The 14801-nt window shown below is 68.4% G+C and carries 15 protein-coding genes and 1 pseudogene; 12 read left to right on the top strand and 4 right to left on the bottom strand.

What is annotated here, in order from left to right:
* The first annotated feature begins 10 nt into the window (after window positions 1-10).
* The 4 genes from ACSDR0_RS27200 (at window position 11) to rox (ending at window position 3588) form a co-directional block, all read left to right on the top strand.
* Window positions 11-325: an aldo/keto reductase gene (locus tag ACSDR0_RS27200; protein WP_435291719.1), complete on the top strand. Its 315-nt coding sequence runs from the start codon at window positions 11-13 to the stop codon at window positions 323-325.
* A gap of 200 nt (window positions 326-525) precedes the next feature.
* Complete coding sequence (locus ACSDR0_RS27205; RefSeq protein WP_435291720.1) at window positions 526-873, top strand: aldo/keto reductase; 348 nt, start codon at window positions 526-528, stop codon at window positions 871-873.
* The gene (locus tag ACSDR0_RS27210; RefSeq protein WP_435291721.1) at window positions 873-1583 is read left to right on the top strand and encodes a flavodoxin; all 711 of its coding nucleotides are present in this window, start codon (window positions 873-875) and stop codon (window positions 1581-1583) included. Before ACSDR0_RS27205 ends, ACSDR0_RS27210 begins: the two co-directional genes overlap by 1 nt.
* A 580-nt stretch (window positions 1584-2163) precedes the next feature.
* On the top strand, window positions 2164-3588 hold the full coding sequence (rox, locus tag ACSDR0_RS27215; protein ID WP_435291791.1) for a rifampin monooxygenase: 1425 nt from the start codon (window positions 2164-2166) through the stop codon (window positions 3586-3588).
* 221 nt (window positions 3589-3809) lie between these two features.
* Here the strand turns inward: rox and ACSDR0_RS27220 are convergent, their stop codons facing one another.
* Window positions 3810-4745, bottom strand: a complete 936-nt coding sequence (locus ACSDR0_RS27220) for a GlxA family transcriptional regulator (protein WP_435291722.1) — start codon at window positions 4743-4745, stop codon at window positions 3810-3812.
* Window positions 4746-4955: 210 nt separating this feature from the next.
* Here ACSDR0_RS27220 and ACSDR0_RS27225 point away from each other — a divergent pair, with 210 nt between their 5' ends.
* The 3 genes from ACSDR0_RS27225 to ACSDR0_RS27235 all read left to right on the top strand — a co-directional run bounded on the left by ACSDR0_RS27225 (window position 4956) and on the right by ACSDR0_RS27235 (window position 7356).
* The gene (locus ACSDR0_RS27225; RefSeq protein WP_435291723.1) at window positions 4956-5645 is read left to right on the top strand and encodes a DJ-1/PfpI family protein; all 690 of its coding nucleotides are present in this window, start codon (window positions 4956-4958) and stop codon (window positions 5643-5645) included.
* Window positions 5646-5703: 58 nt separating this feature from the next.
* On the top strand, window positions 5704-5940 hold the full coding sequence (locus tag ACSDR0_RS27230; RefSeq protein WP_435291724.1) for a hypothetical protein: 237 nt from the start codon (window positions 5704-5706) through the stop codon (window positions 5938-5940).
* A gap of 906 nt (window positions 5941-6846) precedes the next feature.
* The gene (locus ACSDR0_RS27235) at window positions 6847-7356 is read left to right on the top strand and encodes a pyridoxamine 5'-phosphate oxidase family protein (protein WP_435291725.1); all 510 of its coding nucleotides are present in this window, start codon (window positions 6847-6849) and stop codon (window positions 7354-7356) included.
* Between the two features lie 238 nt (window positions 7357-7594).
* On the opposite strand, the gene ACSDR0_RS27240 is transcribed toward ACSDR0_RS27235, so the two are convergent.
* The 3 genes from ACSDR0_RS27240 to ACSDR0_RS27250 form a co-directional block, all read right to left on the bottom strand.
* A complete protein-coding gene (locus tag ACSDR0_RS27240) occupies window positions 7595-7969 on the bottom strand; it encodes a VOC family protein (RefSeq protein ID WP_435291726.1) in 375 nt (124 codons plus the stop codon).
* Between the two features lie 84 nt (window positions 7970-8053).
* Window positions 8054-8548, bottom strand: a complete 495-nt coding sequence (locus ACSDR0_RS27245) for a hypothetical protein (RefSeq protein ID WP_435291727.1) — start codon at window positions 8546-8548, stop codon at window positions 8054-8056.
* Between the two features lie 7 nt (window positions 8549-8555).
* Entirely contained in the window at window positions 8556-8930 is a 375-nt protein-coding gene (locus tag ACSDR0_RS27250) for a serine hydrolase (protein ID WP_435291728.1), read from the bottom strand.
* Window positions 8931-8971: 41 nt separating this feature from the next.
* On the opposite strand from ACSDR0_RS27250, the gene ACSDR0_RS27255 reads away from it, so the two are divergent.
* The 5 genes and pseudogenes from ACSDR0_RS27255 to ACSDR0_RS27275 form a co-directional block, all read left to right on the top strand.
* Window positions 8972-9439, top strand: a complete 468-nt coding sequence (locus ACSDR0_RS27255) for a DUF417 family protein (RefSeq protein WP_435291729.1) — start codon at window positions 8972-8974, stop codon at window positions 9437-9439.
* Between the two features lie 354 nt (window positions 9440-9793).
* A complete protein-coding gene (locus tag ACSDR0_RS27260) occupies window positions 9794-9955 on the top strand; it encodes a hypothetical protein (RefSeq protein WP_435291730.1) in 162 nt (53 codons plus the stop codon).
* A gap of 130 nt (window positions 9956-10085) precedes the next feature.
* Window positions 10086-10736, top strand: a complete 651-nt coding sequence (locus ACSDR0_RS27265; RefSeq protein ID WP_435291731.1) for a TetR/AcrR family transcriptional regulator — start codon at window positions 10086-10088, stop codon at window positions 10734-10736.
* Window positions 10737-11389: 653 nt separating this feature from the next.
* A complete protein-coding gene (locus tag ACSDR0_RS27270) occupies window positions 11390-14611 on the top strand; it encodes a bifunctional cytochrome P450/NADPH--P450 reductase (RefSeq protein ID WP_435291732.1) in 3222 nt (1073 codons plus the stop codon).
* Window positions 14611-14787, top strand: a pseudogene (locus tag ACSDR0_RS27275) (ATP-binding protein); the annotation flags it as partial. The gene ACSDR0_RS27270 and the pseudogene ACSDR0_RS27275, both read left to right, overlap by 1 nt.
* Window positions 14788-14801: the final 14 nt, after the last annotated feature.

The following is a 14801-nucleotide window of genomic DNA, read 5'->3' on the forward strand; positions in this document are numbered from 1 at the left end:
ACGCGCGCCCGTGGGGGATCAGAGCACCGAGCGGGCCAAGCAGAGCCCGAAGGTCGACATGTTCAACAGCCCGCTCTATCTCGACAGCGACAAGGCGATCATCGACGCGACGGAGAAGATCGCCGCTGACCGCGACGTGCCGATGGCGCAGATCGCGCTCGCCTGGGTGTTGCGCAACCCGGTCGTCGACTCCGTTCTGGCCGGCCCCACCAAACCGCACCACCTCGCCGACGCGGCGGCCGCGCTGGAGATCACGCTCACCGACGACGAGTTGCGCGCCCTGGAAGAGCCGTACGTGCCTCGCACGCCCACCTACTTCCAGTAACGCCAAGCCCCCACCGGCCCCGCACACCGTCGCGGTCGGCCCATCTCGACCCGCGAGGACCTGACCCGCCCGGCCTACGCGGGCGCTACCAAGGACCCCGACGTAAAAGAGCCGCACCGAGCAGCCCTCTTGCCAAGTCCGGCACCCCGTTCCACCACCCGCATCAGTGACTGCACCGATCACAGGAGGAGGAGCCTTTCATGCAGAGCGTTACCCTGAACACCGGCGTCCAGATGCCGATCCTGGGATTCGGGGTCTTCCAGATCCCGCCGGAGCAGACCGAGCGGGCGGTCACCGACGCGCTGGCTGCCGGGTACCGCAAGTTCGACACCGCCGCGGCCTACGACAACGAAGAGGCCGTCGGCGGTATCCCGCGCGAGGAGCCGTTCGTCATCACCAAGCTGTGGGTCCAGGACAACCCGGCCGAGGACACCACCCGGCGGGCCTTCGAGACCTCGGCCAAGAAGCTCGACCACCGCGACCCCGCCATCGTCAGCTCCCTCGGCGCCCGGCGCCTCGGCCGAACCCGGAAGGACATGAAGCCCTGATGGACCACCACCACCTCGCGCTTCGGCGCCGCCAGGTCCTGCACGGTGCACTACTCCTGGGAGGCGCAGCGATCATCGCGAGCGCAAGCGGCTGCGGCACGCCCGCACCAGATCAGCCGGCGAACCAGCCGGCGGACCGGCCCGCGTCCGCCCCGGCCACCTCAAGGCCCACCGCGGCCGCGGGCCGGACGGTCCTGCTGGTCTACTTCTCCCGGCCAGGCGAGAACTACCACTACGGCGGCCGCCGGAACCTGACGATCGGCAACACCCAGGTCCTCGCCCGGATGATCGGCGAGCGTCTCGACTGCGACCTCCACCGCATCCAGGCCGCCGACCCCTACCCCGACGACTACGACCAGACCGTCGCCCGCAACGTCCAGGAGCAGGACACCGACGCCCGCCCCGCCATCACCGGCCCCCTGCCCGACCTCGGCCGCTACGACACGGTCCTGCTGGCCGGCCCCATCTGGAACGTCCGCGCCCCCATGATCATGACGACGTTCACCGAGAAACTCGACCTCACCGGCAAGGCCGTCCACCCCATCACCACCTACGCCATGAGCGGCCTGGGCACCACCGAACGCGACTACGCCGCCTCCTGCCCCGGCGCCACCATCGGCGACGGTCTCGCCGTCCGTGGCGAAGAAGTCTCCGGCGCCGGCCCCGACATCGAGGCGTGGCTACGCCGCACCGGCCTGCCCCGCAGATGACCCTGGCCGCGGCTCGACCTCGAACGCGGAAGTCGATTCATTCGGGTCGTCTTGCTGTGCGTCGTCATCGCGCCGGCCGTCAAGCTCGCCCACGACCAGTTCGCGCAGTGGCCACGAGCGAACCTCATCAGGGCAGCGCCTGCCGGGATCCGGTCCGCCTCGGGGGCGGCCAGGATCAGACCGTCGACCGTGGCCGGGACCAGCCGGGCCCGCCACGCCGGATTCGCCCGGCAGCCGCACGGGCCCGTTCGGAGTCGTGATCATGTGGCCGGAAAAGGATTGGACGGTGTGATGCTCGGGCTTGTAGCTTGCAGTTGATCGTGACACCGCCCAAGGAGGTGAGACCCATGAACGCTGTATCGATGTGGGTGCTCCCCCTTACCGTCATGGTCGGGCGATTGACGTAGGTGTCGCCGGGAGCGCCTCGACAACAAGGCACTCCCGAAAGGCAACACCTATGCACTCTCAGCAGGTCACCGCCGAGCCGCCGTCGAACGACAGGGCCGAGCGTGACTCCACGGTGGGCGACGTCCCCGGAGTTCTCCGGTCGCCGGGCTCCGGCGCCGATCGCGCGCCCCTCATCTTCGATGTGATCATTGCCGGGTGCGGGCCGACCGGTGCGATGCTGGCCGCCGAACTGCGGCTGCACGATGTGCGGGTACTCGTTCTGGAGAAGGAAACCGAGCCCGCGTCGTTCGTCCGCATAGTCGGCCTGCATATTCGCAGTCTCGAGCTGATGGCGATGCGCGGACTGCTGGATAGCATTCTCCAGCATGGAAGACGGCGTCCGGCCGGCGGTTTCTTCGCCGCCATCCCCAAACCCGCGCCCAAGGGCCTGGATTCCGCGTACGCCTATCTGCTGGGTATCCCGCAGCCGGTCATCGAACGTCTGCTCGAAGAACATGCGATCAAACTGGGTGCGCAGGTCCGGCGCGGTTGCGCGGTCGCCGGTTTCGAGCAGGACGACGAGGGCGTGACCGTCGAGCTGTCCGACGGGGAACAGCTGCGTTCGCGCTACCTCGTCGGCTGTGACGGCGCGCGCAGTACGGTGCGCAAACTGCTCGGCGTCGGCTTCCCCGGCGAGCCCTCACGGACCGACACGCTCATGGGCGAGATGAAAGTGGGTGTGCCGCAGGAGGAGATCGCCGCCAAGGTGACCGAAATCAGCGAGACCCATCAGCCATTCTGGCTCAGGCCCTTCGGCGAAGGGGTCTACAGCGTCCTGGTCCCCGCCGCGGGAGTCAGCGACCGCGCTGAACCGCCCACCCTCGAGGATTTCAAACAACAGTTGCGCACCATCGCCGGAACCGATTTCGGCGTGCACTCCCCGCGCTGGTTGTCCCGCTTCGGGGATGCCACCCGGCTGGCCGAACGTTACCGGGTCGGGCGGGTGCTGCTGGCCGGCGATGCGGCGCACATCCATCCGCCCATCGGCGGTCAGGGCCTCAACCTGGGCGTTCAGGACGCATTCAACCTCGGCTGGAAACTGGCCGCGCAGATCCGCGGCTGGGCGCCGGAAACACTGCTGGACACCTACCAGACCGAACGTCATCCGGTCGCCGAGGACGTGCTGGACAACACCCGCGCCCAGGTGGAACTGCTGTCCACCGAACCGGGCCCGCAGGCCGTGCGCAGGCTGCTCACCGAACTGATGGACTTCGACGAGGTGAACCGCCATCTGATCGAGAAGATCACCGCGATCGGCATCCGCTACGACTTCGGCGAGGGCCCCGACCTGCTCGGCCGCCGCCTGCGCGACATCGACGTGAAACAGGGCCACCTCTACGGTCTGCTGCGTCGCGGCCGTGGCCTGCTGCTGGACCGCACCGAACGCCTGACCGTCGGCGGCTGGTCAGACCGGATCGACTACCTCGCGGATCCCACTGCGGAACTGGATGTTCCGTGCGTCCTGCTACGCCCCGACGGCCACGTCGCCTGGATCGGCGACGATCAGCAGGACCTGGACGACCACCTCTCCCGCTGGTTCGGCAAGCCCGCCGACTGATTTCGCCTGAGCAACAGAAAAGGCCCGTGAGAAGGATCGGAACGGCCGGTGGCGACAGGGCCAAAGGCCGCGACCAGGCCCCGCCGCCCGCCTCCTCCCCTGAGACCTGACAGGAGGTCGACCATGTACACCGTCGCCGACCTGGAGTGGCCAGCCCTGAAGATCGCGGCCTCTGACCGGATGGACGTCGTCGCGGCCCTGATCACCTGCGATGGGCCGCGTCAGCTGAAGGCTCGACGGTAGGTGTGCGGGCTGACGCCGGCGGTCTTCTTGAACCGGTCGCGGAAAGCGGTGGTCGAACCGAATCCGACCTGGGCGCCGATGCGTTCGACAGAATGGTGTGTGGTCTCCAGGAGATGCTGGGCCTGGCGGATGCGTGCGCGGTGGAGCCACTGGAGCGGGGTGGTGCCGGTCTGCTCGCGGAAGCGTCGTATCAGGGTCCGGGTACTTGTTCCGGCGTGGGCGGCGATGTCGGCGAGGGTGAGATCGGAGCTCAGGTTGTCCTGCAACCAGGCCAGCAGCGGTTCGAATGTCGATCCCTGGGGGACGGGCGCGTGATTGTGGACGATGAACTGTGCTTGTCCGCCCTCGCGCTCCAACGGCATGACGGACAGCCGGGCGGCATCGGCGGCGACGGCTGAGCCATAGTCGCGGCGGATCATGTGCAGGCACAGGTCCAGGCCCGCGGCGGCGCCGGCGGAGGTGAGGATCTGGCCGTTGTCGACGTACAGGACGTCCGGGTCCACCTCGATGTCCGGGTGGGCGGCGGCCAGGAGATCGGCCGCCGCCCAGTGGGTGGTGGCACGCAAGCCGTCGAGCAGCCCGGTGGCGGCCAGGGGGAAGGTGCCCGAGCAGATGGAGGCTATGCGCGTGCCGTTCGCGGCGGCCGCGCGCAGCGCGTCGCGGACGGCGGGGGCGAGGGGGGCGGGGGCGGCGGTACCGGGCACGATGATCGTGTCCGCGGCCCTGAGTCCTTCCAGTCCCCAGGGCACGCGCACGGTGAAGAAGCCGGCATCGATCTCCGGCCGCTCGGCGCAGACGCGGATCTGGTAGCCGGGGCGTCCGTCCGGGAGGCGGGTGCGGGAGAAGACCTCGATCGGGGTGGACAGATCGAAGGGGATCACCTGGTCCAGGGCGAGGACGGCAATGGTGTGCATGGCCAGAAGATAGCCGCCCTTCAGTGGTCATGCCTCGGCCTCAGCGTCGTGAATTTTGCGCTTTGGGCAGTTCAAAGCCTTACCTGCAGCCCTGGCGGTATTCCGGTGAAAGGTGTCACTAATGCCACTGGGAGACGGGCTGGCGGCCGGTTAGCGTCGAGAGCGACTCCGGCATGGGCCGGATGCTGACGCCCGCGAAGGAACTCCTCCATGCACGCCCAGATCATCCTGTTCGACGGCTTCGATCCGCTCGATGTCATCGCCCCCTACGAAGTGTTGTACGCAGGCGGCACCGCCTCCGGCGGCGCGGTGAGTGTGGAACTGGTCTCCGCCGAAGGACCGCGTGACGTGGTCAGCGGCACCGGGGGCCTGGTGCTGCGCGCCGCCGCCGTCCTCGATCCCCTGCGTGCGGGCCTGATCCTGGTCCCCGGCGCCTCGGGCCGGGTGGGAGAGCCCGGCGAGGTCCCCGACCACGACGCGGGGGCCGGGGAATGGCAGCAGGACGAATTCATCCCCGTGCTGCTGGGCCGCGCCCTGATGACCGAGCTGCCCACGCTGCTGAAGGCGGCGAGGGACAACCCCGAGGTGACGCTCAGCGCGGTGTGCGGCGGCTCGCTCGTCCTGGCCATGGCCGGCCTGCTGGAGGGCCGCTACGCCGCCACCCACCACATGGGCCTGGACATGCTCGATGCCACCGGCGTCCACGCGGTGAGCGCCCGCGTCGTCGACGACGGCGACCTCGTCACCGGGGCCGGCGTCACCTCCGGTCTCGACCTGGGCCTGTACCTGCTGGAGCGCGAGGTAGGCCCCCGGATCGCCCACGCTGTCGAAGAACTGTTCGCCTATGAGCGCCGCGGCACCGTCTGGCGCCACGAAGGCCCCGTGCCCGCCGGCCTCTAACCACACATCCCGCCCCGCACTCTTCGATCGCACCGCACTCGTAAGGAAGAACAGCACCATGGCCGTAGAAGGCGTCTGGGACCTGTCCGTCTCCACCCCCATCGGCAAGATCAAAGCCGTGGTCGAACTCTCCCGGCAGGCCGGTGTCCTGACCGGGACGGCCCACGGGGCAGGAGAGAGCGTCTCGCTCAGCGACATCACCCTCGACGGTGACCGGCTCACCTGGAAGCAGGCCATCACCAAGCCCCTGCGCCTGAACCTGGCCTTCGCGGTCACGGTCGACGGCGACACCTGACCGGCACTTCCAAGGCCGGACGCCTTGCGGCCTCGAAGGTCACCGGCCGACGCCGCACCGTCCCTGCGGCCGTGGAACACTGAACATCGCGAAACTTCTCCCCCGCACGTCCTGGCGGCGGTACCGGCCATAGGACCGGTCACGGTCACCGCGAGCATGTTCCCCAAAGCGCCGCGTCGCGCTCACACGAAAAAGCCCGCGCCACCGCGGCCGCGGTGTGCTCTCTTCCCGCAGCCGCGCTGTGCTCTCTTCCCGCAGCCGGTGCGATCGAGGCCGCCGGAACGGTTTCCTCCCGCCGGACGATCTGCCCGTCGATCTGCCCGATGATCTGCCCGACGATCTGCCCGTCGTGGACCGTTGACAGCCTCCGGAGGCCTCGTTTCACCGGACCGTTCTGACCCGCGACAAGGAATACGACTCGCCGAAGCCGCTGTTCCGGCCGGCCTGCGAGTACCTGGCCTCGTCGCGGATCGTGCGGCCCGAGGTGGTCACCGTGCTCGAGCACGTCGCCACCGCGAGGGCCAGGGCGCGGGAGGAGACCTGGACCCGGACCGAGCAACCCGCTCACCGAGCAGCGCAGCGCCGACCTGGACGGGCTGCTCGTACCGGACCCGGAGCCGGGCCGCTGCTCGCCCGAACGTTGCTTCCTCGGCGATAGCAGCCATGGTCCTCAGGTGGCGCAGCTCGACGTCGGCCGCGAGCCAAACCATAGCCCGTAGCGATCAATTTGATCGGAAACCATCGCTTTTATCAATGAACCGGCGAACGTAGTGTCATTGATATGACGACGTACGGCACAGCCAGGTCGGCTACCCGCGGCAGACCGGGGCCGACCGTCCCGGCCGCGCTCGGGGCTGCCGAATCCTGGTCCTGGGCCTTGGCCGGCTACTCACTTAGGAGCGGTACATGGCAGAGTCGGAGCCGACTCCCGAGCAACTGTCCAGCCCGCGCGGCACACCCCTGACAGCGCTCAGTTGGGCAGACGTACGAACGCGTGTGGCCGAGGCGGACGATTTCCTGCTCGCGACCACCGCCCCGGATGGGCGGCCGCACGTGGTGCCGGTGCTGGGTGTGTGGCTCGAAGGAACGGTCTGTTTCGTCACCTTCCGGGAGGCCCGCAAGGCCCGCAACCTCGCGCGGAACAACGGCTGCGCGGTCACCGTGCCCGGTCATGATGTCGACCTGGTTCTCGAAGGCGCCGCCCATCTCATCCGGAACGCAGCCCGACTACAGAAAGTCGCGGACCTGTTTCCGGCCAAGTATCCGTGGTGGCATCCGTTCGTCGGAGATGGCGAGTTCTACGATCCGGCCGACACCGCCCTCAATGATCCTCGGCACGTCTACGCGGTCGAGCCGGCACAGGTGTTCGCATTCGGTAAGGAGAAAGGGTTCAGCGCCACCCGCTGGCGCTTCTAGACGCTCCGACCGCACCTGGCCTCGCACCCATGGCCGCCGACGACCGGTGCTACGCGTGCGGGCCCGCGGCGGAACGGTCGTGACTGTCGCGAGCCGAGCATGCCGGGTGGCGCTCCCGGGTCGTGGTGCGTTCTGCCTGCTGTGGTGGGCCCGCGCGGAGCGAGGGCGGGGGCGGCGCGGGTGCCTGAAGGACGCGCTCTTCCCGGCACGGGCCGCAGCGGCAGGAGCGGTGAGTAGCTCAGCCTGAACTGTGGCGACCGAAGACGATACAGAACGGGTGACCGACGGGATCGGTGAAGACTCGAAAGCCCGTCTCACGTTCACCTGGGACACGGGTGGCCCCCAGGGCGAACAGTTCCTGCTCGGCCTGATCAGGATCGGTCACCCGGATGTCGAGGTGCATTTGCTGGGGATATGCCGGGTCGGGCCAGCGTGGTGGAACCCACGGGGTGACCCTCTGAAAGGCCAGCTGCCGGAGGCCGGGTTCCGCGCCGATGACCACCCAACCGTCGATGTCTTCATTGACCCTCATCCCCAGCACTTGGCAGTAAAACTCCGCGAGAGCGCGCGGATCGGGGCAGTCAATCACGGTCTTCTCGAGGCGTCCGATCACAGCGACAGCATGCCGGCTCCGTAGTCGCATTCAGTTTTGGGGGAAGGCCGTTCGGCGTCTCGCGATGATGGCCGGTGCTTTCGGTCAGTGGCAGCGCATGTCGAACCCGGCTTCGTGGCCTCCGTCGAAGAACTCCACGATGACGCCCTTGAACCCCTCCCGCCATGATCCGCTCGGGTTGACGTAGACGGTGCCGGAGAGTTCACCGCCTGCGACACCCTCGATCACGGCGGACTCGTAGTAGCGCGCGATCTCGGCGTCGGGCAGCTTGGTGAGCAGGGGCATGTGGACCAGATAGTCGCAGTGATTGCTGTTGCCCGACTGAAGACCGACCGTGCCTTGCATCGCCGCCCCGAGATCATGCTCCGTGTCGGGCGGGAGCGGGAGCATGCTCACCCGTTCCTCCAGCCGGGCCAGCTTCTCGTCGTTCTGCCACTCGGGGACCTTGAACACCAGGACGTAGGCGACGATCGGAGCGAGGAGCGCCAGGCACACGAAGAACGGCCACCTGCTCCGTTGCTCCGGTAACGCCCCCGGGACTGTTTCGGTGAGCACCATGCCACCCTCCAGAACGCTCATCGGGCGATCACCATTCAACAAGAGGGACGGCCGGAGTACGCCGGAAACAGACCGCGCCCCCATCCCCGCAAGCCATCGCCCCCATATCCGGCAGGGCTGGTGTGAACATGTACCGGATAACGTGCCCGAGTCGCGCGGCGCCGTAGGCCACGCCCTGCGGATCGGTGGCGACGGCCGTGCGCATCTCCTCGAGCTGGGCGGGACGGAGCGGCTTCCCGCCGAGAAGCGCGTCGAAGAAGCGGCCGAGGTCACGGGGGGTCGAGATCATCTCGCCCGCCGACGACGCCCACGAGGGACTCATCCTCGTCACGTCCACCTGCTTGACCACGCCCCCCTCCCCCACCAGCGCGCCGCTGAATACGGCCCGGCGTAAACTTGACACACGCAGGACGTTCGCGACGCACCGTGCGAAGGGATACCTGTATGAGAATGCGACCCGCGGCCGCCGGCAATCTCCAGATTGCGGGGGCCTCAACGCTTCGTTTCGGGCTGGTGCTCAACCTGGTGATAATCGGGCGGCTCAAGTTCGAAGACTACGAGGTCGAAAACATCCGCCCCTTGATCACCTCGAGTCCGCCGTTCTCGCGGCTTGCCGCCATGCTCGGTGAACAGCGGCTGGCCAGGCTCATCGGCGCGACAGAGATCATAATCGGATCGCTGATCGCAGCGAAGTCATTCGCCCCCAGGGCCTCGGCGCTCGGCAGCCTGGCCGCGGCGGGGATGTTCACCACCACGCTCAGCTTCCTGGTCACCACGCCGGAGGCCTGGCAGGAAAGGCACGGGGAACCGAAGCTCTCCCTTGCGGGCCAGTTCCTGGTGAAGGACATCGTCCTTCTGGGAGCCTCCCTGTTCACTGCCGCCGAATCCCTGCGAGACGCCCGGCGCCCATAGTCCCCGGCTCCAGGTCGATGAAGACGACCCATGGCACGGCCGTGCCGTCGGTGGTCGCGGCGTGCGCGCCCCATCTCGCCGTCGACCGGTTCCGCCTTGGCGCGGGCACCGATGGCGGCGCCGGCGATCCGGGCGAGGCTCTGCCGGTTGTAAAGGATGGAGCCTCCATCAATCCCGGCAATCCTGGCGCGGTTCAGTGGTGCGGACGACCAGCGCCTGTAGCCGGCGGGGATCGGCGCGCGCGGAGCGCCTCACAGATCCGGACAGATCCTGGCAAACGGCGCGCCGTAGCCGCTTTGCGCAGGCCCGCACCCCGGAAGGCGTGGCCATCGGCCTGTAGGCGATCCCACGGCCATGAGCGTCGAGACAAGCCTAGTGATCATGCTTTCCTTTCGCCGCGTCGCCTCTGTCCGCGCAGCACTGTCAGACGCCATACGGCACGGCGTCGCTCATCTGGAATGCCTCGCCACGCATCGCCTGACTCTTTCCATGGCTGATGATCCGCGTCAGGACTGACGTTATTGTCATTTATGGGCAGTATCGTCAATCATGTAATGATTCACCAAAGCAGTGGTGAGGATTTCGTCACTCTTGACGGGCCGCACTACAGTGGAACGCGCACCACAGCCGACAGGAGTGAGAGCAGATGGCCGACGTCGCACCGAGCCGCCTGGATCGGCGCAAGGCGCGCACCCGCGCCGCGCTCGTCCACGCGGCCCAGGCCTTCATCGCCGACGGCAGGACCAACGTGGCGATCCTGGAGCTCACCCAGGCCGCCGACGTGGGCATGGGCTCGTTCTACAACCACTTCTCCGGCAAGGACGAACTCTTTCGGGCGGCCGTGGAGGACGCCCTGGACCGGCACGGCGCGGCACTGGATGAGCTGACCCGCGGCATGGACGACCCGGCCGAGATCTTCGCCCTCAGCTTCCGGCTGACCGGACGCCTGCACCGCCGGCATCTCCAGCTCAGCAAGGTCCTGCTCAACACCGGCCTGGCCATCGCCACCTCCGAACACGGCATCGCCCCGCGTGCCCGACGCGACATCCAGGCCGGCATCCAGGCCGGGCGCTTCACCATAGGCGACCCGGAGCTGGCATTGGTGATGGCCGCGGGCACCGCACTATGCCTCGGCCAACTGCTCCACACCCAGCCTGACCGCGACGACGCCCAGGCCACCGACCAGATCACCGAAGACCTGTTGCGCACCTTCGGCATCCCCGCCGACGAGGCCCGCGAAATCTGCCAACGTCCCCTGCCCGACCTCGACGGGATTCTCCCCGACTCCACCATGTAGCAGTGCCCGTCGATGCCCGTCGATGGCATGAACCCGGCCTGATGAGCGACGACACGTCGACGGCCCGAACGCGCCGCCGGGGGACGTGGAGGCCAACCCCGATCTCGGCGGGGAGACCAAGGAGGCGCGAGGCCGCCGCGGGAGGGCCCGTCCTGGCATGCGTGCCGCCATTCCCGAGGGCCTTCCGCGATGGAAGTCGCGCCGTCACCGCGCACGCCGCCCGTGTCGGCCGGAACGCCGGCACGGAGCACGCTTTCCCCTGTAGTGCGATCCGTCAAGAGTGACGGAATCCTCACCGCCGCTTTGGCGAATCATTACAAGATTGACGATACTCTCCATAAATGACGATATCGTCAGATATGTGCGAGGGGCGGCTGATGAGTGTGCATCATGATCCACGCACCCGCCTGCGCAGCCGGCAAGGCGTGCCGCGGGCGGGTAGCCCCGGCAGAGCACCGAGGTCGTCACCGTGACCGCCGCGCAGAGGGAATCCGTCCACGACGTGCCGAACACCAGCACGCCCGAGCGTCGCGGCAAGGTCGGCAACGCCCTCGCCGCCGTCGAAGAGGAGTTCGGCCTCGGCTGAGAGCACAGGTCCACACCGCGGCGAGCGGCCTGCCGGTGCGGCTTCCCTTTACCGATGGAGGAAACCCATGACCGACCAGCTCACCACCACCGGCCCTCTCCCCATACGGTCCCCGCGCGGGATTCCTCTCCTCGGCCACACGCCGCAGATCCCCGACACCAACCCGGTCGAGCACTTCGCCGAGCTGTCCAAACGGTTCCCCGAAGGGATCTTCAGCATGGACATCGCCGGCCAGGAGAACGTCTTCGTCTACGACCCGGACCTGGTGACCGAGGTCTGCGACGAGACCCGTTTCGGCAAGCCGATCTTCCCGCCGCTGAGCCATGTCCGAGACTACGCCGGCGCCGGCCTGTTCACGGCCCACGACGATGAGGAGGCCTGGGGCATGGCGCACCGGATCCTCATGCCGGCCTTCAGCCAGCGGGCCATGAAGGGCTACTTCGGGCAGATGCTGGAGATCGCCCGGAATCTGGTGGGCAAGTGGGAGCGCAAGCAGGGGCAGCCGGTCAAGGTGACCGACGACTACACCCGGCTGACACTGGACACCATCGCCCTGTCGGGGTTCGGTTACCGATTCGGCTCCTTCCGCGACGAGGAACTGCATCCCTTCCTTCAGGCGCTGCTGGAGTCGCTGGTGGAGTCGATGCGGCGCTCGCAGGAACCGCCGACGATGACCAAGCTGCGCAAGGCCGACGACAAGAAGTACCACGAGAACATCCAGCTGATGCGCGAGCTGGTCGAGAGTGTGATCAAGGAGCGCCGTCGGGGGAAGAGCGGCGGTGAGGACGACCTGCTGGGCCTGATGATGGAGGCCGTCGACCCCGAGGCCGGCAGGCGGCTGGACGACGACAACGTCCGCGACCAGGTGCTGACGTTCCTGATCGCCGGTCACGAGACCACCAGCGGTCTGCTGTCGTTCGCCACGTACTCGCTGATGCGCAACCCCCACGTGCTGGCCCAGGCCTACGCCGAGGTGGACCGGATGCTGCCCGGCGACACCGTCCCCAGCCACGACACGATCATGAAGCTGGATGTCATCCCGCGGGTGCTGGAGGAGACCCTGCGGCTGTGGGCTCCGATCCCGCAGATCATGAAGGCGCCGCTGGAGGACACCACCATCGGCGGCCGCTACCACCTGAAGCAGGGCACGAAGACGAACCTGCTGATGTTCCCGCTGCACACCGATCCCAGGGCGTGGGAGCACCCGCTGGAGTTCGACATCGACCGGTGGCTGCCGGAGAACCGGGTCCAGCACCACCCGCACGCCTACAAACCGTTCGGCAACGGCCGGCGTGCCTGCATCGGCCGCCAGTTCGCGCTCACCGAGGCCCGCCTGGCTCTCGCGCTGGTGCTGCAGAAATTCAAGTTCTCCGACACCACCGACTACCAGATGGACGTCCGGGAGGCGCTGACGCGCAAGCCCGGCGACTTCGAGCTGGTCGTACGGACCCGTCAGAAGCACGAGCGGGCCCTGTTCGGTGTCTCGGCCGAGCAGACCGACGACACGCAGCAGGAGGCCGCGGTCAGCGGTGCAGGGGTGAACCTCACCGTCGCCTACGGCTCCAGCCTGGGCAGCTGCGAGGACCTGGCGCGCATGATCGCCGACCGCGGCAAGCGTTCGGGGTTCGGCACCACATGGCTGAGCCTGGACGAGCTGGGCGACAACCTGCCCACCGAGGGGCTGCTCGTCGTCGTCACCGGCAGCTACAACGGCACGGCGCCCGACAACGCCCGGCGTTTCGACGACCTGATCACCGCCGGGCTGCCCGATGGCTCGCTGTCCAACGTGCGCTTCGCGCTGCTGGGCGCCGGCAACACCCAGTGGGTGGCGACCTACCAGGCGTTCCCGAAACGGATCGAGGCCGCCCTGCTGGCCGCCGGAGCCGCCCCGGTCATCGAGCGTGGTGCGGCGGATGCCGCCTCCGACTTCGACGGCACGGCCACCTGCTGGATGGACACCCTGTGGACGACCCTGGCCGAGGAGTACGCCGCCGACACCTCCGACACCGGCGGGCCGCGCTACCAGGTGCGGCTGCTCACCGAGGCGGACGTGCGCCCGGCGGTCGTCTCCGAGCAGGCCTACCCCCTGACCGTGGTGGCCAACGAGGAGCTCGTGGGCGACCCGGCCGGGCTGTGGGACCTCAGCATCGAGCCGCCGCGCCCGTCCGCGAAGTCCATCACCGTCGAGCTGCCCGAGGACATCACCTACGCCACCGGCAACCACCTGGCCGTCTTCGCCAAGAACGAGCCGGCGCTGGTCTCCCGCGCGCTGGCGCGGCTCGGCGTCGAGCACGACCAGGTGCTCCGGCTCGACCGGCCGGCCGGTGGCAGGACGCACCTGCCGGTGGGCGTGCCCGTCACCGCCGGACTGCTGTTCACCGAGTTCCTGGAGCTGCAGGACGTGACCACCCGCGCCCAGGTGCGCATCCTGGCCGAGCACACCCCGTGCCCCTGGACCAAGCCGCAGCTGGAGGCCTACACGGCCGGCACCGAGAAGGCGGACGAGCGGTACCACAAGGAGATCCTCGGCAAGCGGGTCTCGGTGCTCGATCTCCTGGAGCGCTTCACCGCCGTCGAGCTGCCGCTGGCGGTGTTCCTCGACATGATGGGGCACATCCGCCCCCGCCTCTACTCCATCTCCTCCTCCCCGCTGGCCAACCCGCGCCAGATACGGCTGACCGTCGGCCTCGTCGAAGGCCCCGCGCTGTCGGGCAACGGCGCGTATCGCGGCCTGTGCTCCCAGTACCTGGGGCGACTCAAACCCGGAGACGTCCTCTACGGTCACGTGCGCGTGCCCTCTCCTTCCTTCGCGCCGCCCGCCGACCCCGCCACACCGCTCATCCTCATCGGGCCCGGCACCGGCATCGCACCGCTGCGCGGCTTCCTGGAAGAGCGCGCCTGGCAGCGGGAGAACGGCACGAAGGTGGGCCCGTCCCACGTCTTCGTCGGCTGCCGCCACCCAGAGCACGACTGGTTCTACCGGGAGGAGATGGACGCTTGGGAGCAAGCCGAGATCGCCCAGGTGCACACCGCCTTCTCCGCGGTGGCCGACCACCCGGCCCGGTTCGTCCAGGACGCCCTCATCGCCGAGTCCGACACGGTGTGGCAGGCGCTCGGAGACGGCGCGCACGTCTACGTCTGCGGCGAAGGCCGCCGCATGGCGCCCGCCGTACGTGAGGCACTCGCCGCCATCCACCGCAGCCACACCGGCAGCGACGACGAAACCGCCCGGCGGCGCGTCGACCAGCTCGAGGCGGACGGCCGCTACCAGCAGGACGTCTTCGCCTGATCCCCGTCCACCGCGCCCGAACCGGGTCAGCCGGCCGGACGAGGATCCGGGTGAGCCGCGCGGGTGACAGCGCCGAGATGACGGTAACCGACGACGGGGAGGAAATCGCGGAGTCCGAACGGGAACGGATCTTCCAACGCTTCACCCGGCCGGGCACCGCACGCCGCCTCGACCACAAAGGCACGGGCCC

Origin of the sequence: Streptosporangium sp. G11, assembly GCF_051192615.1 — a bacterium.
Taxonomy (GTDB): domain Bacteria; phylum Actinomycetota; class Actinomycetes; order Streptosporangiales; family Streptosporangiaceae; genus Streptosporangium.

Coding starts and splice junctions, on each gene's coding strand:
- ACSDR0_RS27270 (WP_435291732.1), top strand. CDS start 11,390: ATGACCGACCAGCTCACCACCACCGGCCCTCTCCCCATACGGTCCCCG.
- ACSDR0_RS27210 (WP_435291721.1), top strand. CDS start 873: ATGGACCACCACCACCTCGCGCTTCGGCGCCGCCAGGTCCTGCACGGT.
- ACSDR0_RS27265 (WP_435291731.1), top strand. CDS start 10,086: ATGGCCGACGTCGCACCGAGCCGCCTGGATCGGCGCAAGGCGCGCACC.
- ACSDR0_RS27260 (WP_435291730.1), top strand. CDS start 9,794: ATGAGCGTCGAGACAAGCCTAGTGATCATGCTTTCCTTTCGCCGCGTC.
- ACSDR0_RS27245 (WP_435291727.1), bottom strand. CDS start 8,548: ATGAGCGTTCTGGAGGGTGGCATGGTGCTCACCGAAACAGTCCCGGGG.
- ACSDR0_RS27235 (WP_435291725.1), top strand. CDS start 6,847: ATGGCAGAGTCGGAGCCGACTCCCGAGCAACTGTCCAGCCCGCGCGGC.
- ACSDR0_RS27255 (WP_435291729.1), top strand. CDS start 8,972: ATGAGAATGCGACCCGCGGCCGCCGGCAATCTCCAGATTGCGGGGGCC.
- ACSDR0_RS27220 (WP_435291722.1), bottom strand. CDS start 4,745: ATGCACACCATTGCCGTCCTCGCCCTGGACCAGGTGATCCCCTTCGAT.
- ACSDR0_RS27205 (WP_435291720.1), top strand. CDS start 526: ATGCAGAGCGTTACCCTGAACACCGGCGTCCAGATGCCGATCCTGGGA.
- ACSDR0_RS27225 (WP_435291723.1), top strand. CDS start 4,956: ATGCACGCCCAGATCATCCTGTTCGACGGCTTCGATCCGCTCGATGTC.
- ACSDR0_RS27230 (WP_435291724.1), top strand. CDS start 5,704: ATGGCCGTAGAAGGCGTCTGGGACCTGTCCGTCTCCACCCCCATCGGC.